Source organism: Nonomuraea corallina, from assembly GCF_027620315.1.
GTDB classification, from domain to species: domain Bacteria; phylum Actinomycetota; class Actinomycetes; order Streptosporangiales; family Streptosporangiaceae; genus Nonomuraea; species Nonomuraea corallina.
Window position 1 is genome coordinate 1 of record NZ_JAPNNL010000167.1, and the last position, 16039, is coordinate 16039.

At 71.6% G+C, this 16039-nt stretch carries 18 protein-coding genes; 7 read left to right on the forward strand and 11 right to left on the reverse strand.

Annotation, left to right across the window (positions count from 1 at the left end; all coding sequences use genetic code 11):
- The 4 genes from OUY22_RS29720 to rimP form a co-directional block, all read right to left on the reverse strand.
- Positions 1-507, reverse strand: a 507-nt coding sequence (locus tag OUY22_RS29720) for a translation initiation factor IF-2 N-terminal domain-containing protein (protein ID WP_270158512.1), incomplete at its 3' end; no start/stop codon positions are given.
- Positions 508-633: 126 nt separating this feature from the next.
- Positions 634-933 carry a YlxR family protein gene (locus OUY22_RS29725; RefSeq protein ID WP_270158513.1) on the reverse strand — a complete coding sequence of 100 codons (300 nt, stop codon included), beginning with the start codon at positions 931-933 and terminating at the stop codon, positions 634-636.
- Complete coding sequence (gene nusA, locus OUY22_RS29730) at positions 917-1921, reverse strand: transcription termination factor NusA (protein WP_270158514.1); 1005 nt, start codon at positions 1919-1921, stop codon at positions 917-919. Before nusA ends, OUY22_RS29725 begins: the two co-directional genes overlap by 17 nt.
- A gap of 11 nt (positions 1922-1932) precedes the next feature.
- Positions 1933-2421, reverse strand: coding sequence for a ribosome maturation factor RimP (gene rimP, locus OUY22_RS29735; protein WP_270158515.1), 489 nt, complete (start codon positions 2419-2421; stop codon positions 1933-1935).
- Positions 2422-2651: 230 nt separating this feature from the next.
- Between rimP and OUY22_RS29740 the strand changes: the two genes are divergently transcribed.
- From OUY22_RS29740 to OUY22_RS29750, 3 genes are all read left to right on the forward strand, one after another.
- A complete protein-coding gene (locus OUY22_RS29740; RefSeq protein ID WP_270158516.1) occupies positions 2652-3650 on the forward strand; it encodes a ferritin-like domain-containing protein in 999 nt (332 codons plus the stop codon).
- Between the two features lie 98 nt (positions 3651-3748).
- Positions 3749-4372 (forward strand): PadR family transcriptional regulator, encoded by a 624-nt coding sequence (locus OUY22_RS29745; protein ID WP_270158517.1) that lies wholly within the window; start codon positions 3749-3751, stop codon positions 4370-4372.
- A gap of 162 nt (positions 4373-4534) precedes the next feature.
- A complete protein-coding gene (locus OUY22_RS29750; RefSeq protein WP_270158518.1) occupies positions 4535-5239 on the forward strand; it encodes a DUF998 domain-containing protein in 705 nt (234 codons plus the stop codon).
- Here the strand turns inward: OUY22_RS29750 and OUY22_RS29755 are convergent.
- From OUY22_RS29755 to OUY22_RS29770, 4 genes are all read right to left on the reverse strand, one after another.
- Positions 5217-6008 carry a class I SAM-dependent DNA methyltransferase gene (locus OUY22_RS29755; RefSeq protein ID WP_270158519.1) on the reverse strand — a complete coding sequence of 264 codons (792 nt, stop codon included), beginning with the start codon at positions 6006-6008 and terminating at the stop codon, positions 5217-5219. The two genes, OUY22_RS29750 and OUY22_RS29755, sit on opposite strands and share 23 nt — an antisense overlap.
- Positions 6009-6070: 62 nt before the next feature.
- Positions 6071-7816 carry a proline--tRNA ligase gene (locus OUY22_RS29760; protein ID WP_270158520.1) on the reverse strand — a complete coding sequence of 582 codons (1746 nt, stop codon included), beginning with the start codon at positions 7814-7816 and terminating at the stop codon, positions 6071-6073.
- Between the two features lie 74 nt (positions 7817-7890).
- Positions 7891-8541 carry a hypothetical protein gene (locus tag OUY22_RS29765; RefSeq protein ID WP_270158521.1) on the reverse strand — a complete coding sequence of 217 codons (651 nt, stop codon included), beginning with the start codon at positions 8539-8541 and terminating at the stop codon, positions 7891-7893.
- Positions 8542-8635: 94 nt separating this feature from the next.
- Positions 8636-9127, reverse strand: coding sequence for a hypothetical protein (locus OUY22_RS29770; protein ID WP_270158522.1), 492 nt, complete (start codon positions 9125-9127; stop codon positions 8636-8638).
- 279 nt (positions 9128-9406) lie between these two features.
- Here OUY22_RS29770 and OUY22_RS29775 point away from each other — a divergent pair, with 279 nt between their 5' ends.
- Positions 9407-10708: an FAD-dependent oxidoreductase gene (locus OUY22_RS29775; protein WP_270158523.1), complete on the forward strand. Its 1302-nt coding sequence runs from the start codon at positions 9407-9409 to the stop codon at positions 10706-10708.
- Between the two features lie 93 nt (positions 10709-10801).
- A complete protein-coding gene (locus OUY22_RS29780; RefSeq protein WP_270158524.1) occupies positions 10802-11956 on the forward strand; it encodes a DUF6986 family protein in 1155 nt (384 codons plus the stop codon).
- A 107-nt stretch (positions 11957-12063) separates the two neighbouring features.
- Here OUY22_RS29780 and OUY22_RS29785 read toward each other — a convergent pair whose 3' ends face one another.
- The 3 genes from OUY22_RS29785 to OUY22_RS29795 form a co-directional block, all read right to left on the reverse strand.
- Positions 12064-12744 carry a copper homeostasis protein CutC gene (locus tag OUY22_RS29785; protein ID WP_270158525.1) on the reverse strand — a complete coding sequence of 227 codons (681 nt, stop codon included), beginning with the start codon at positions 12742-12744 and terminating at the stop codon, positions 12064-12066.
- A gap of 113 nt (positions 12745-12857) precedes the next feature.
- A complete protein-coding gene (locus OUY22_RS29790) occupies positions 12858-13460 on the reverse strand; it encodes a GNAT family N-acetyltransferase (RefSeq protein WP_270158526.1) in 603 nt (200 codons plus the stop codon).
- 214 nt (positions 13461-13674) lie between these two features.
- Entirely contained in the window at positions 13675-14424 is a 750-nt protein-coding gene (locus OUY22_RS29795) for a GntR family transcriptional regulator (RefSeq protein WP_270158527.1), read from the reverse strand.
- A gap of 747 nt (positions 14425-15171) precedes the next feature.
- On the opposite strand from OUY22_RS29795, the gene OUY22_RS29800 reads away from it, so the two are divergent.
- The gene (locus OUY22_RS29800; protein ID WP_270158528.1) at positions 15172-15735 is read left to right on the forward strand and encodes a flavin reductase family protein; all 564 of its coding nucleotides are present in this window, start codon (positions 15172-15174) and stop codon (positions 15733-15735) included.
- Positions 15736-15757: 22 nt separating this feature from the next.
- A partial coding sequence (locus tag OUY22_RS29805) for a PadR family transcriptional regulator (protein ID WP_270158529.1) occupies positions 15758-16039 on the forward strand: 282 nt, incomplete at its 3' end.

Sequence of the window (16039 nt, forward strand, 5' to 3'; positions counted from 1 at the left end):
GGGCTTCGGGCCAGGACGGGCCGCCGGACCGGGACGCGGGCCGGGCGTCGGCCGCTGACCGGTCTCGAACCGCGCCTGCGGAGCACCGGAGGTCTCGCCACGGGCGGCCTCGGGCTGCTGCTGCGGGGTCTGCGGGGCCTGCGGCTGCTGCTGCGGCGCCGGCGGGCGCGGCGTGCCGCCGCCCGCGGGGCCTGGGCGCGGACCGGGCTTGGGCCCGGGACGCGGAGGTGAGGGGATCGGCGCCTGCTGGGCGCCGTTTCCGGCCTGGCTGTCAGCCGGCCGGGGAGCAGCCTTCGGCGGCTGCGGCTTGTGGGACGGCGAACCGCCGCCCTTCGAGGGCGCGCCCTTCGACACACCCAGAGCTTCGGTGAGCCTGCGGACCACCGGCGCCTCGATGGTGGAGGACGCCGAACGGACGAACTCTCCCATCTCCTGGAGCTTGGCCATGACGACCTTGCTCTCTACGCCGAACTCCTTAGCGAGCTCGTATACCCGGACCTTCGCCACTGCACTCCCTAACTCGGCCCGGGAGGCTGGCTGTGCCGTCCGGACCGTCGCTACCTTGACGTCTTCATCGCCGCGTGCTCATCAGGCGCTCATAGCAATCTGACTCCGCCCCATCAACTCGGCGTCCTACATGACATTTCGTGGTTCTCCTTCCAGGTGCGCCCGCACGCGCGAGACGTCGAGCGGCCCCGCCACGCGAAACGCGCGCGAGAACGCCCGGCGACGCTCGGCGAGCTCCAGACAACTCATGGACGGGTGCAGCGATGCACCCCTGCCAGGAAGTCGTCCGCGCAGGTCGGGGACCACCTGGTCCTCGACCAGCACCAGTCGGAGCAGCTCGGACTTATCCGTGCGAACCCTGCAGCCCACACAGGTGCGCTGTGGGGCCGCGTGGCAACCATATTCCAGATTACCGTGTCGACGCATCTACGGAACCGGCGGCATCCTCTGGCTGAGTGTCAGGACGGATGTCGATCCGCCAGCCTGTCAGCCGATTGGCAAGCCGGGCATTCTGCCCTTCCTTACCGATGGCCAGCGAAAGCTGGTAGTCAGGAACGATCACCCGCGCCGCCCGTCCTTCGAGATCGAGAACCTCGACATGGGAAACACGCGCGGGCGACAGGGCATTCCCGACGAACTCTCCGGGGTCCTCGGACCAGTCGATGATGTCGATCTTCTCGCCGTGGAGCTCGGCCATCACGTTGCGCACGCGGGAACCCATCGGGCCGATGCAGGCGCCCTTGGGGTTGACGCCGGCCTTGCGCGACCGTACAGCGATCTTGGTGCGGTGGCCGGCCTCGCGCGCCACCGCGGCGATCTCGACCGTGCCGTCGGCGATCTCCGGCACCTCCAGCGCGAACAGCTTCTTCACCAGCCCCGGGTGGGTGCGCGAGAGGGTGACCGACGGGCCCTTGTGACCCTTCTTCACCTGCACCACGAAGGCGCGGATGCGCTCGCCGTGGGTGTATTCCTCCCCCGGCACCTGCTCGTGGGCGGGCAGCACGGCCTCGATCTTGCCCAGGTCGACCAGCACCACCCGCGGATCCTTGCCCTGCTGGATCACGCCGGAGACCAGCTCGCCCTCGCGGCTGGCGAACTCGCCGAAGTTGATCTCGTCCTCGGCGTCGCGCAACTGCTGCAGGATCACCTGTTTGGCCGTGGTGGCCGCGATCCGGCTGAAGTTGCCCGGAGTGTCGTCGTACTCGCGCACGATCTCGCCGTCCTCGTCGAGCTCGGCCGCCCAGATCGTGACGTGGCCGGTCGCCTTGTCCAGCTCGGCGCGCGCCTTGGCGGCGGCGCCCTCGGTGCGGAAGTAGGCGATCAGCAGCGCGTCCTCGATGGCCTTGACGACCAGGTCGAAGGAGATGTCCTTCTCCCGCTCCAGGCTGCGCAGGACGCTCATGTCGATGTCCACGAGGCTCCCCCTTAGCCCTCGTCGCCGTCGACGTCGTCGTCGATGCGGCGGAACTCCACCTGCACCCGTCCACGGGTCAGGTCCTGATAGTCGAGCCTGCGGGCGGCTCCGGCGACGTCGAGGTCCACCCCGGTGTCGTCGGCCGACAGCACCCTGCCCTCGATCACGCCGCCGTCTCGCAGCTCCGCCTTGACCAGCCGTCCGGCGGCGCGCCTCCAGTGACGCGGCTCGGTCAGCGGGCGGTCCACGCCGGGCGATGACACCTCGAGCGTATAGGGAGCGGCGCCCATCGCGTCGTCCTCGTCGAGCGCCGCCGAGACGGCCTGGCTCACGTCGGCCACGTGGTCGAGACTCACGCCGCCGTCACGGTCGACGACCACCCGCAGCAGCCGGCGCCTGCCGGCCTGGGTGACCGTCACGTCCTCCAGGTCGAGGCCCTCCGCGGCGACCACGGGCTCCAGGAGCTTCATCAGGTGGTCGCGGGGTGACGCGCTGCCCATACCGACCTCCCCTATTGTCGAGTCACAGCCGGGCGGACCTCGCCACTGGCTGTTGACACCCTATCTGTTCGGCTTCCCTCCCAAGCTGAAGCCGGGGGGATTCGTACCCTCACGAGTGGATCTTCCCGTCGGCGAGCGGCCTGCCCGGCTGCGGTCGCGCCTGACCGCGTGTGGCGGTACGAGCCCTTACGATGCTGTCTGCGGTCCGTAACAGTGAAAGGTCCCTGCTCGTGCGCCAGCCTCACCTCTCCAGGCGAGCCCTGCTGGCAGCCGGGGCCGCCGCGGTGGCGCTCGCGGGCTGCAGCGCGCCTCCCGACCCCGAGCCGGTACGCGACACCCCCGAGCAGGCGCTGGCCCGCACCCTCATCGCCGACAAGGAACGGACGATCGCGCTCTACTCCGCGCTGATCGACGCCGGAGGCGACGACCAGCTGGCCGCCCGCCGCGCCCATCACCAGGCTCACCTGGCCGAGCTGCGGCGGCGCTACCCGGGGCTGCGGGCGTCCGGCTCTCCCTCCCCGACCACGTCGGCGGCCTCGTCCGGCACTCCTACGGCCACACCCGCTCCCACAGTGACCCCCGCGATGACGCCCTCGCGGTTGCGGGCCCTGGAGCGCCAGGCGGCGGCACGGCGGCCCGACCAGCTCGCCGGGGTGGCGCCCGCCCTGGCCCAGCTGGTCGCGAGCATCGGGGCCTGCGAGGTCCTGCACGCCGCGACGGCGGTCAAGCCGCCCGCGCCACCGCCCGCACCGCCCGCGAGCGGCCCTGCCGACCCGGGCGACGTGGAGAAGCTCCGCAAGGCGCTCGCGGCCGAGCACGCCGCGGTCTTCGCGTACGGGGTGCTGGGGGCGCGCACCTCCGGCTCCCTGCGCGATCGGCTCACCCGCGCCTTCGCCGCCCACCGCGACCGCAGGGACGAGCTGCGCCGGCTCATCACCGCGCGCGGCGGGCGGCCCGCCGAGCCCCAGCCCTCCTACGCGCTGCCGTCCATCCCGTCCAGCGGGCCCGCGGCCGCCCGGCTGGCGGCACACGTGGAGACCGGGCTGACCGCGTCCTACCTGGAGCTGGTGGCGGCGACCGACGCCGCGCTGCGGCGCTACGCCGCGGTGGCCGTGCAGGAGGCGGTCACCCGGGGCCACTCCTTCCGTCCGGGCCCGGCCACGGCCTTCCCGGGCCTTCCCGCCCCCGCTCCCGCCTCTCCGTCGCCCACCCCCTCCCCGGGCGGCTGAACCGCCTCCGGCACCGGAGCGGAACCCCCACGCCTGCCGGCTAGTTGACATCGACTAGTCGGCACCGGATAGTTGGTCCCGACCAAGGGAGGCCGGGGATGGCGAAGCGCGCAGTGGGCAACCTGCTGGCGCTGGCCGTCCTGTCCTACCTGAGCCGACGTCCGATGCACCCGTACGAGCTCGGCCGGACCCTGCGCGAGCACGGCGACGCCCGCAGCATCAAGTACACCCACGGGTCCCTCTACATGGTCGTCGGGCAGCTGGCCCGCGCCGGGCTCATCGTCGAGGTCGGCACGAGCAGGCAGGGGCAGCTCCCGGAGCGCACCGTCTACGGGCTCACGGACGAGGGGCGGCGGGAGCTGGCCGACTGGCTGAGCGAGCTGGTCGAGCAGCCCAGGCACGAGTACCCCGGGTTCGTGGCCGCGCTGTCGCTGATCGGGGCGCTGCGGCCCGACCGGGTCGTGGAGCTGCTGCGCAGGCGCCTCGACCGGCTCGCGGAGCAGCGCGCGGAGATCACCGCCCTGATCGAGGACACGGTGGCCGCCGGGCTGCCGGAGCTGTTCGTGGTCGAGGAGGAGTACCGCCTCGCGCTGCTGGAGGCCGAGGTGGCCTTCGTCGAGCGGTTCGCAGGGCGGATCACCGACCCCGAGACCGGCTGGGGCCGCGAGTGGGCGCGGGCGCACGCCGCGTGGGACCCGGACGGAGGTGGTCAGCCGGACTGACCGGCCGAAAAAGGGCCCCGGTCGAGGTGCGGGAACACCGCGACCGGGGTCTGGCCTCGTATCAGATCCCGCGGGAACGGAACCCGGCGCACGAGGTCGGCAACCGCAAGGGTAGCCGGATTCCTCCCCGTGGGACGTGTCACTCACTGGAGGAGTTCTGTCATGTTCCGTCCCGCTTACCCGTTAACCGCCCACCGGCTGGCCCTGGGGGCGGTCGCCGGGCCCGCGCTGTTCACGCTGTCCTGGCTCACGCTCGGCCTGATCAGCCCCGGCTACACGCTCTTCGGCCACCGGTTCGCCGGCTACTCGCCCATCAGCCAGCCCGTCAGCGGGCTCGGCCTCGGCGTCACCGGGCCGTACATGAACGCCGCGTTCGTCGTCACCGGCCTGATGCTGACCATCGGGGTGGCCGGCGTCTTCAGGGTCGCCGCGGGGCCGGGCAGCCGGACCTGCGCGGCGCTGCTGGGGCTCAGCGGCGTGGGCCAGGCGCTCTGCGGGGTGTTCACCCTGGAGCGGATGCTGCCGCACACCCTCGGCTACCTCCTGGCCATCGGCACGCCGGTGATCGGCTTCCTGGTGGCCGGGAGGCACTTCCGCCGGCTGCCGGGATGGCGTCGCTTCGGCACGTGGCTGCTGGCGGGCGGCCCGCTCACGCTCGTGCTGCTCGTGCTGTTCCTCGTGACGTTCGAGCCCACGCCCGGCGGGGCCGAGCACGGAGTCGCCGGGCTGGTGCAGCGCCTGGGGATCGTCGAGGTGCACGCCTGGTTCGCGGCCATGGGCGTGCTGGCCTTCAGGGATCGGGCGTTCAGGGATCGGGCGTTCAGGGATCGGGCCCGCGCCCGGGTCAGCGCCGGCGGCAGATCATGACCTCTGTGGTCGGGCTCTCGCGCAGCACGCGGACCAGGCGGCGTTCGATCGGATAGAGCAGGGCCCCGGCCAGCCAGCCCGTGATCTCGGTCAGCGTGACCGCGCGCAGGAACCCGCCCCACAGCTTGCGCCAGATCGGGTGGGCGTCCACCTGGGCGTTCATCAGGACGAGCATGGGGACGCGGCGCAGCACCTCGAACCCCGCCTCGTCGAGGGCCGCGATGATCCACGGGAGGGTGTGGTTGACCTGGTAGTCGGAGCGCTGCTCGGGGCGGTGCAGGAAGTTCTCCGACAGGATGAGGACGCCGCCGGGCTTGACCGCCCTGCCGATGTTGTGCAGGGCGGCGCGGTAGCGCGTGTCGTCGGTGATGTGGAAGAGCATGTCCATCGCCGACGCCGCGTCGTAGGCGGCGTCCTCCAGGCGGTCGCCGGGGTCGGCGATGTCGAGCCGGAGGAACGTGTCGGCGGGGAAGCGGCCCCGCAGGCGCTCGACCGCCGCGTCGGTGAGGTCGCTGCCCGTGATGGACTCGGCCCCCAGCGCCCGCCACTGGCGGACGTAGAAGCCGGTGCCCGAGCCGACGTCGAGAATCCGGCACTTCGGCAGGTTGAGCCCCAAGGTGGTGACCTCGCGGCGGAAGCCCTCGGCACGCACGCGATACATCCAGATGTTGAACGCCCTGCCGAGGGCCTTGTAGCCGACGCCGCTCTCGGTCCAGTCGGACTGGAGGCGCCGCTCCCAGAAGTCTTTCAGTTCGACATGTGGCTTCACCGGACCGAGCGTTACAGCCCCTCACCGCCCCGTCAAACCGGGGCGGTGATTGCCCACCTTTGTCAGGACCCGCAGGCGGCGACGATCTGGTCGGCGGCCTCCGCGAGCGGGATCTCCCGCTTCTCGCCGGACACCCGGTCGCGCAGCTCGATCACGCCCTGGGCCAGGCCGCGGCCGATCACCACGATCGTCGGCAGGCCCAGCAGCTCGGCGTCCTTGAACTTGACGCCGGGCGACACCTGGGGCCGGTCGTCGACGAGCACCCGCAGGCCGCGGGACTCCAGCTCCGCCGCCAGCTCCAGCGCGGCCTCGACCTGGCGGTCCTTGCCGGTGCCGACGATGTGGACGTCGGCGGGCGCGACCTCGCGCGGCCAGACCAGGCCCAGCTCGTCGTGGGCCTGCTCGGCGATCACCGCGACCGCGCGGGAGACGCCGATGCCGTAGGAGCCCATGGTGACGCGGACCGGCTTGCCGTCGGGGCCGAGCGCGTCGAGCCCGGCGGCGTCGGCGTACTTGCGGCCGAGCTGGAAGATGTGGCCGATCTCGATGCCACGGTCGATCGACAGCGCCGAGCCACAGCGGGGGCAGGGGTCGCCGGCCCGCACCTCGGCCGCCTCGATCGTGCCGTCGGGCTCGAAGTCGCGGCCCGCGACGACGTCGGCGGCGTGCTTGCCGGGCTCGTTGGCGCCGGTCACCCAGGCGGTGCCGGTGACGACGCGAGGGTCGACGAGGTAGCGGATGCCGAGCTCGCGCAGCACCTGCGGGCCGATGTAGCCGCGGACCAGGCCGGGGTTGGCGGCGAAGTCGTCGGCCTCGAAGATGGCGGGCTCGCCGGGCGCCAGCGCGGCCTCCAGCCGCTTGAAGTCGACCTCGCGGTCGCCGGGCACGCCGATGACCACGGTCTCGACCACGTCGGAGCCGGGTGTGGAGACCTTGACGACGACGTTCTTGAGCGTGTCGGCGGCGGTGATCGACAGTCCGTGGTGCTCGTTGACGTACGAGACCAGCGACTCGATCGTCGGGGTGCCGGGGGTGTCCATGACGCGCTGCGCGGGCAGCCCGTCGAGGGGGCGGGCGGCGGGCGCGGGAGTGGTGACGGCCTCGGCGTTGGCGGCGTAGCCGCACGCGTGGCAGGCCACGAACGTGTCCTCGCCGGTGGGCGTCGGCGCCAGGAACTCCTCCGAGGCCGAGCCGCCCATCGCGCCCGACGTGGCGAACACGATCTTGTAGCGGATGCCGAGCCGGTCGAAGGTGCGGATGTAGGCCTCGCGGTGCTGCTCGTAGGAGCGCTTGAGGCCGTCGTCGTCGAGGTCGAAGGAGTAGGAGTCCTTCATGAGGAACTCGCGGCCGCGCAGGATGCCGGCCCGGGGCCTGGCCTCGTCGCGGTATTTGGTCTGGATCTGATAGAGGGTGACCGGATAGTCCTTGTAGGAGGAGTATTCGCCCTTGACCATGTCGGTGAAGAGCTCCTCGTGGGTGGGGCCGAGCAGGTAGTCGGCGCCCTTGCGGTCGTGCAGGCGGAAGAGCGTGTCACCGTACTCGGTCCAGCGGCCGGTGGCCTCGTAGTACTCGCGGGGCAGCAGCGCGGGGAAGAGCACCTCCTGGGCGCCCATCCGGTTCATCTCCTCGCGGACGACGCGGGCGATGTTCTCCAGCACGATCTTGCCCAGGGGCAGCCAGGAGTAGATTCCGGGCGCTACCCGGCGGACGTATCCGGCGCGAACGAGGAGCTTGTGGCTCGGCACTTCCGCGTCTGCCGGGTCGTCCCGCAGGGTGCGAAGAAACAACGACGACATGCGCAGCAACACGACTACTCCTTGCTCGAAACCGGCTGTGAAGGGTTACAGGCTATCGATTCCGATGAGGCGTACGCGCGTGCTTATCAGGCCGGCAGGACCGTCAGCCCCAGGATGAACGTCCCGGCAGCCACGGCGGAGATCGCCAGGGTGCGCGCCCGCGCCGGCGCCGTCCGCCGCATCAGGAGCACGCCGCCCGCCGTCAGGGCGACCACGAGCGAGGCGGGCAGCGGCCAGAGGTACGCCCCGGCGGCGGCGAAACCGTTCGTCGCCCGGCCCACCACGTCGATCACCAGGAGGGCGCCGATGGCCCCGGCCGCAAGGTCGCCCCACCGGTCGCTCCTGCGGGTCACGTAGGCGAGCAGCCCGACCCCGACCAGCAGCGCGACGGTCCAGTAGAGCCCGGCGGTGGTGCCGCCGAGCAGGGCCGGATCGAGGGTGCCGCGCAGCGCGCCGCCGCCCATGGCGGCCACCACGGTCGCCACCACCGCCAGGAAGGTGGTCAGCAGCGCCCAGCCGAACCCGGAGGCGGTGGCCCCGACGGCGACGGTCAACGCGAGGTAGGCGTACGGGTCGTAGATCTGGCCCAGCCAGCCCGGGATCCGGCCGGCGCCGAGCATGCCGGCCAGACCCACGGCCAGGCCGGCGAAGAACGCCACCACCAGGTGGATCTCGATGCCTCGCTGCCGCCGGTCGAACTCGGCGAAGTAGTCGTTGTCGAGGGTGCTGGTCTTCATCCCTTTCCTCTGGCAGAAGCCAAGTGACAGCCAGCTCCACATTATGTGACCGTCCCAGAAAGGCAAATTTCGGTTAACCGGAAGTAAGCGACGCTCAGCCGCCGAGGAGTTCCTCCCACGGATGGCGGGTGTTGGTGCGGCGGGTGGTGTCGAGCGCCTCGGCCAGCCGCCACAGGCCCGGGCGGGCGCGGGCGCCGGCCCGGCCCATCGGGTCGACGGCGCGCAGCTCGAACCGCACGCCCATCACGGTGAGCAGGGCGGTGGAGCCGTCACTGGCTCCCGGGGCGACCAGGTCGGGCATGCGGTCGGCGAGCAGCGCCGCGGCCTCGGCGGCGAACGGGCCGTCGCGCCACTCGACGTGCCAGCTCAGGTCGGCGCCGCGCCACCACGTCAGGTCGCGGCAGGACTCGATGAAGTCGGCCTCGGTCGCCAGCGCGGCCATCACCCGGCCGAAGGCCTCGTAGTGCACGGGGTGGTGCTCGGGGTAGTGCCCGGGGCGGTTCTCGGGGCGGTCGGACGGCAGGTCGTCCCCCGCGACGGGCGGTGTGCCGTCCTTCGCCCGTCGCGGCGCGCGCTTTCGCCTCACGGGCAACACTGTGATCGGGACGGGCGCGTTTCCGCAAGGGGGCGGCGCCGGGCGAGAGCACGCGGGACCGCCGGATCGCGCCGCTCCCGGAGGGCCGGCCTGGGCGAGCTCTCTTGACCCGATTTGAACGGATATATCGACAAACATCACGGTCGAGCGGTATTCAGGGATGACGGGTTCATGCGTACGGCCGATCGGGGATACATCGATCACGCCGGCAGATCGCCTCTGGTGGGACGTGCGTCCGAGGTGGAGAATCGCCGGAACGAGGGAGGCGGCGTGACGTTGCGCGTGGCGGTCATCGGATCCGGCCCCGCCGGGATCTACACGGCGGAGGCCCTGGTCAAGCAGTCCGGCGAGCCCTTGGAGGTGGACGTACTCGAACGGCTGCCGACCCCGTACGGGCTGGTCAGATACGGCGTCGCGCCCGACCACACGTCGATCAAGTCGATCGCCAATTACCTGCGCAGGGTGCTGGAACTGCCCGAGGTGCGCTTCCTCGGCGGGGTCACCCTCGGCGAGCACCTGACCGTCGAGGACCTGCTGGCCTGCTATGACGCGGTCGTCTACTGCACCGGCGCGATGGTCGACCGGCGGCTCGGCATCCCCGGCGAGGAGCTGCCGGGCAGCGTGGCCGCCACCGACTTCGTCAACTGGTACTGCGGGCATCCCGACGTGGACCCGTCACGGTTCACGCTCGACAGCTCCGAGGTGGCGGTGATCGGCGTCGGCAACGTGGCCGTCGACGTGGTGCGCGTCCTGGCCAAGACCGCCGAGGAGCTGAGCGCCACCGACGTGCCCCACGAGGTGCTGGAGCGGCTGGCCGGCAGCCAGGTCAAGGCCATCCACATGATCGGCCGCCGCGGTCCCGAGCACGCCAAGTTCACCCTGAAGGAGCTGCGCGAGCTGGGCGAGCTTGCCAACGCCGACGTGTGCGTGCGCCCGGAGGAGGCGGTCGTGCTCGGCGGCGACTTCCCGCGCCAGATCAAGGGCAACATCGAGGTGCTGCGCTCCTGGTCCGAGCGGAACCCGGCGGGCCGGCCGCGCCGCCTGGACGTGCGCTTCTGGCTGCGGCCGGTGGAGATCCTGGGCAGCGAGCGGGTGGAGGGCCTCAAGCTGGAGCGCACCCGCCTGTCGCCGGAGGGCCGCGTGGTCGGCACCGGCGAGTACGAGACGATGCCGGTCGGCATGGTGCTGCGCTCGGTCGGCTATCAGAGCGTGCCGCTGCCGGGGGTGCCGTTCTCCGAGAAGACGATGACGGTGCCGAACGCGGCGGGGCGGGTTCGCGAGCGCGAGTACGTCGCGGGCTGGCTCAAGCGCGGCCCCACCGGCGTGATCGGCACCAACAAGTCCGACGCCGCCGAGACCGTCCGCACGCTGCTGTCCGACCTGTCCGGACAGCCGCCGCGCGACCTGAAGCGGCTCGACGCGCTGCTGACCGAGCGCGGGGTCCGGCCGGTGACGTACGGCGAATGGCAGGCGATCGAGGCCGCCGAGACCGAGCTGGCCAAGTCGCTGGGCCGGGGCGAGCGGGTCAAACTGGTCGGCCTGGAGGCGATGCTGCGGGCCTGCCGCCCCTGACACCCGGCCCTTCTACAACCGGCCCTTGAGCACCGGCCCTTGAGCACTGGCCCTTGAGCACTGGCCCTTGAGCACTGGCGCGGAGAGGAACCCATGCGCACCACCGTCCCGTCCGCCGTCCCCGGCTTTCACGAGGTCCACCGGGTGCAGCGGAGCCGTTACCCGGCGGCGGAGCCCGCATGGCAGCCCGTGCACACCGTGTACGTGCCCGCCGACCGGTTCGGCTCCGGCACCGTCGCCGCCTGGGGCGACGAGGCGCTCGCCCTGGCCAAGGCGCACCTGTCCACGCCCGCGGAGCTGGCCGAGGTGTTCGGGGTGCCGGAGCCCGTGTCGGCCGCCGCCCACGAGCGGGTGCTGCGCAAGCTCGCCACCGAACCGGTCGAGGACCTGCGGGTCGACTTCGAGGACGGGTACGGGGTGCGGCCCGGCGAGGAGGACGGCCACGTCGAGGCGGCGGTCGAGGCGCTGGCGGCGATGCGCGCGGCGGGCACGCTTCCGCGCCGGTGGGGCCTGCGGGTGAAGTCGTTCGCCGACGGGGACCCGGAGCGGTCTGTGCGGACGCTCGACGGGTTCGTCACCGGGCTCGTCGAACGGCTCGGCGAGCTTCCCGAGGGGTTCGTGGTGACGTTCCCCAAGGTGCTGATGGAGCCCTATCTGAGGCAGTTCGCCGCGTTCCTGGAACGGTTGGAAGGGGCGCTGGGGCTCTCCCGACTGCGGTTCGAGATCCAGGTGGAGGCGCCGCAGACCGTGCGGTTCCTGCGCGCCGAACTGGTCGGCGAGCTGGGCGGGCGGCTGGCGGCGGCGCACTTCGGGGTGTTCGACTACACCGCCGCGATCGGACTGCCGCCGCACGAGCAGCGGCTCGACCATCCGGCCTGCGACCACGCGCGTCACGTGATGCAGACGGCGTTCGCGGGCACCGGCGTGGAGCTGTCGGACGGGTCGCTGGCCGCCTCCCCGGCCTCCGGCTCGGCCGCGGACGTCCGTGCGCTGTGGCGGCGGCACGCGGCGCTGGTCCGCCACTCGCTGGCGCACGGGTTCCACCAGGGGTGGGACATGCATCCGTCTCACCTGGTGAGCCGGTTCGCCACCGTCTACGCCTTCCATCTGGCGCGGTACGACACGTACCGGGAGCGGGTGCGCGCGTGGGAGGAGCGACGTGCCGCGGGAGGCGGCGTCATGGACGAGCCGGCCACCGTCAGGACGCTGGTCGCGGCGCTGCACCGGGCGGACGCGGCGCTGCCCTGAACGCCCCGGGCCGGTCACGGACGGCCGGTCGTGGCGGGCCGGTCACGGGGGTCAGTCGCGGGGGCCGCTCACGGACGGCCGATCGCGGAGGTTCAGTCGCGGCGGGGTCAGTCGCGTTCGATCAGCGAGCGCCAGCGGCGGACGAGTTGCGCGTCCACCGGGTCGGACCAGCTGCGCCGGACCGCCGAGCCCACGTGGAAGGCGCGGATCCCGTAGTCCAGCAGGTCGGGCACGTACCGGGGCCTGAGCCCGCCGCCCGCCAGGATGATGGAGCCGTCGCCGGCGTTGGCGCGGGCCTTGAGCGTGGGCATCCCGTCCCCCACGCCGTGGGGGGAGCCGGACGTGAGCACCGTCGCCAGGTTGGGCAGCAGCCGGACGGCCCGCCACGACGCCTGCACGTCGGCCGCGTGGTCCACGGCGCGGTGGAACGTCCACGGCAGCGGGGAGACGGCGTGGATGAGCGCCTCGGTGGCGGCCAGGTCCACCGCGCCCGCCTCGTCGAGGAAGCCGAAGACGAACCCGGCGGCGCCGGCCTGCGCCAGTTCGCGGGCGTCGCGGCGCAGGCGGTCCAGCACGTCGCCGTCCGCGGTGAACCCGTCGTCGCAGCGGAGCATCACCATCTGGGGCAGCGGGCACTCGGCGGCGATGGCCGCGACCGTCTCGGGGGCCGGGGTCAGCCCGCCCACCGCCATCCCGGTGACGACCTCCAGGCGGTCTGCGCCGCCCTGTTCGGCGGCCACGGCGTCGCGCACGCCGAGTGCGATGACCTCCAGCAGGGATCCCGTCATGGACGGAAGGGTATAGGCCAATCTGACCACTTTTGACCGGCAGAGTGTGGACAACTCGCGCGAGGCCCTTCACCCCTGGCCGGGGGCGCGGGCCGGAGCCCGCGCCTCCCAGGTCAGGCGACGATCAACTCGGCCGCCGTGAGGTCGCGGAAGGCCGTGATCGCCGGGTCGGCGGCCCGGCGCTGGAACAGCGCGCCCGAGGCGCGGTGCGGGAGATCGACCGTGCGCACGTGGCGGAAGCCGCGCCGGCGGTAGTAGCGCTGCAACACCTCGTTGCGCTTGGCGCAGTCCAGCCGCAGCCACGGCAGTCCCGACCCGTACGCGGTCGCGCCCGCCCAGTCGAGCAGCGCGTCGCCCAGGCCGCTCCCCGACCAGGACCGCGCCACCGCGAGCTTGTGCACGTACAGGGCGGCGCCGGGATCGTCGGCCGCGGTCCAGAACTCCGGATCGGCGTGCCGGTCGAGGGCTATGGTGGCGACCAGGGCGCCCTGCCCGTCGGGATCGAGCGCGCGCAGCTCGTCCTGGAGCAGGAACAGCACGCGCTGCTCGATCAGCGGGATGATGCGGTCCGGGCCGAAGCCCTCGCGAGGCCACTGGCGGACGCCCCGGGAGTGCAGCCAGCCCGCCGTGTCGGCCAGGAGGTCGAGGACTCCGCGCAGGTCGTCGAGCTCGGCTCGGCGGAGGGTGAGGGGATGCAGGAGGGTGTTCGTGCGCATGATTCACCTTTCATCGCAGTGCGCAGGCATGCGGACACTGAGCGTGATCGACGATGGGACGCCGGTCCAGATGTGGGACCTATGTTCCGATTTATCCGATAGCCCGATGTGTTCGGATAAATCGCAATATGGGGAGCGCTATCACTCCCCGCGCCCAGCGAGACGGCAGGCTCACTGTGCCGCGGCCGGCGGGATCACCCCCAACCGAGCTCTGTCAGCGGCGATCGAGCTCGTATCTGATCAGATGTTTGTCGGCGGGCAGCACCGACACCGCGACGCGCACCGGGGTGTCGGAACGGTCGTAACCGACCCGGATGTACACCATGACCGGCGTGCCGAGCTCCAGCTGGAGCCGCTCGGCCTCCTCCTGGTTGGGCATCCGCGCCCAGATGTCGTCCACCACGCGCACCTGCCCGTGCCCCAGCTCCTCCAGGACGCGGTTGGCGCCGCGCCCGATGTCGCCCGGCCGGGCGATCTCCGAGTCGGCCACCAGCTCCCTGGGGAAGTAGGAGTCGTTGGTGTTGTAGGGCTGGCCGTCCACGAACCGCAGGCGCCGCCGCACCACCGCGAGCTCCCCGTCGGACAGTTCCAGCCTGCTGGCGATCTCCTCCACCGGAGATACGGTCAGAACCTCTATGTACTGGCTGGGCTCGCGGCCCTCCTGCGTGACCGCGTAGGCGAAGGCCTCACGCAGTTCTCCGGAAGGTTGCGGCTCCAGCTCGCGCTGCGGGTACATGAGCAGCGGCCTGCGGTCCCTGACCACCGTGCCGCGCCGTGGCGTACGCGTGACGAGCCCCTCATTCACCAGTTCACCGAGGGCCAATCGGACGGTGTTGCGGCTCACCCCATGGTCTTCCATGAGCTGCGCCTCGGTCGGCAGCTGCGCTCCGGGGCCGAGTATGCCGGAGTAGATGGCCCTTCTCAGCTCCGAAGCCACCTGCTGATACAGCACCGACCTTGCCACTTTCACCCCTTTTGTTCCAACAATTTAGACGATCTGGTTCTAGCAGGCCATCTCCCCTTGACCGGACGGCATCCGCAGCCGCATCATCCATTCGTTGGTACAAATCCATCGAAAGGCCGGTGAGGGGGTGAGGGCCGGTGGTGCCGCGAGTATGTCGTACGTGCCCTGGCGGGACCCCTGCGAAGCAACACGTTTACTGCGTTGCGGGTTGCCTCGCCACGGGTTCCACCACATCAGCCAGAGCGTCCGGCACGGCAGCTCCGCACCTTCCGTGTTAACCGAGCCGAGCGTCCGGCGCCAAGACGGGCCCCTCATCCGGTATGAGGGGAGCGCCCCCGTCAGCGCACCGGGAGCGTCCCGGCCGGCACGGCGGGTGGCATCGCCACCAGTGGACCGACACCCGGAGTCCTCGCGAGAGGGTCACTCCCCCACCAACTCCGTGTGCGTCATCACGGTCTAGGACTCCATCCCTCGCCGGAGTCCTGGGCCGCCGCACACGGGGCAGGAAGCGCGTCCTGGCGGGTCCCCCACGCCCGCCAGGGCGCGCGTCCTCTTTTCCGACTTCACTGAACTTCCGGGCTTCCCTGAACTTTCGGGCTTCCCTGAACTTCCGGGCTTCACTGAACTTTCGGGTCAGGGTTCGCTGCCGGCGGCCCGCCCGGGCGAGGCCGGGCGCACATCACCTCTTGACGCGACGGGGTGGGCCGCCTAGCTTACCAAGCAAGCGCTTGGTAATAGGAGGCGGCCATGGTCTACACGCGTGAGGCACTCACCCAGGAGAGGCGGCTCGCCTCCCTGCTGTGCAGGCCACGCCCGCCCGCGAGCGACCCCGTGGACCCCGAGAGGTTCCGCTCGGTCCTCGGCCGCTTCGCCACCGGCGTCGTGGCCCTCACCGCGCGCGGCGGCGGCGAAGGCCCCTGCGGCCTCGCGGCCAACTCGTTCACCTCGGTCTCGCTCGACCCCCCGCTCGTGGCGTTCTGCGTGGCGTACAGCAGCACGAGCTGGCCCCGGTTACGGGCGGCCAAGGTGATCACCGTGAACATGCTGGCCGAACACCAGCGGGCCGTCTGTGTCCAGATGGCCACCCGCGGCGGAGACAAGTTCGCGGGCCTGACCTGGAGGGATTCGCCTGCCGGAAACCCGGTGCTCGATGGCGCGCTGGCCTGGATCGACTGCCGGGTCGAGGCCGAACATCCCGCAGGTGACCACGTCATCGTGGTGGCCCGTGTGCTGCAGCTCGACACCCACGCCGACGGCGGCCCGCTGGTGTTCTACAACCGCTCCTATGGCAGCTTCGACCCTATATCTTGACACTCAAGATATAGTTGAGGGCATGGCTATCACCGAGCCCATGTTCCTCGCGCTCACGGCGCTGGCGGGCGAGCCGCAGCACGGCTACGGCATCGTCCAGGAGGTCGAGCGCATCTCCGGCGGACGCGTCCAGCTCAAGATCGGAAGCCTGTACGGGGTGCTCGACCGGCTGGCGGCGCAGGGCCTGGTCGCGCTCGACCGGGAGGAGATCCGGCAGGGCCGGCTGCGGCGCTACTACCGGCTGACCGACGAAGGCGCCGCCGCGCTCCAGGACGAGGCCGCCCGCCTGGCAGCCAACGCCGAG

Excerpts from the sequence above, each read along its gene's own strand:
- OUY22_RS29725 (WP_270158513.1), bottom strand. The coding sequence starts at position 933 with ATGCGTCGACACGGTAATCTGGAATATGGTTGCCACGCGGCCCCACAG.
- rimP (WP_270158515.1), bottom strand. The coding sequence starts at position 2,421 with ATGGGCAGCGCGTCACCCCGCGACCACCTGATGAAGCTCCTGGAGCCC.
- OUY22_RS29745 (WP_270158517.1), top strand. The coding sequence starts at position 3,749 with ATGGCGAAGCGCGCAGTGGGCAACCTGCTGGCGCTGGCCGTCCTGTCC.
- OUY22_RS29750 (WP_270158518.1), top strand. The coding sequence starts at position 4,535 with ATGTTCCGTCCCGCTTACCCGTTAACCGCCCACCGGCTGGCCCTGGGG.
- OUY22_RS29765 (WP_270158521.1), bottom strand. The coding sequence starts at position 8,541 with ATGAAGACCAGCACCCTCGACAACGACTACTTCGCCGAGTTCGACCGG.
- OUY22_RS29780 (WP_270158524.1), top strand. The coding sequence starts at position 10,802 with ATGCGCACCACCGTCCCGTCCGCCGTCCCCGGCTTTCACGAGGTCCAC.
- OUY22_RS29785 (WP_270158525.1), bottom strand. The coding sequence starts at position 12,744 with ATGACGGGATCCCTGCTGGAGGTCATCGCACTCGGCGTGCGCGACGCC.
- OUY22_RS29790 (WP_270158526.1), bottom strand. The coding sequence starts at position 13,460 with ATGCGCACGAACACCCTCCTGCATCCCCTCACCCTCCGCCGAGCCGAG.
- OUY22_RS29800 (WP_270158528.1), top strand. The coding sequence starts at position 15,172 with ATGGTCTACACGCGTGAGGCACTCACCCAGGAGAGGCGGCTCGCCTCC.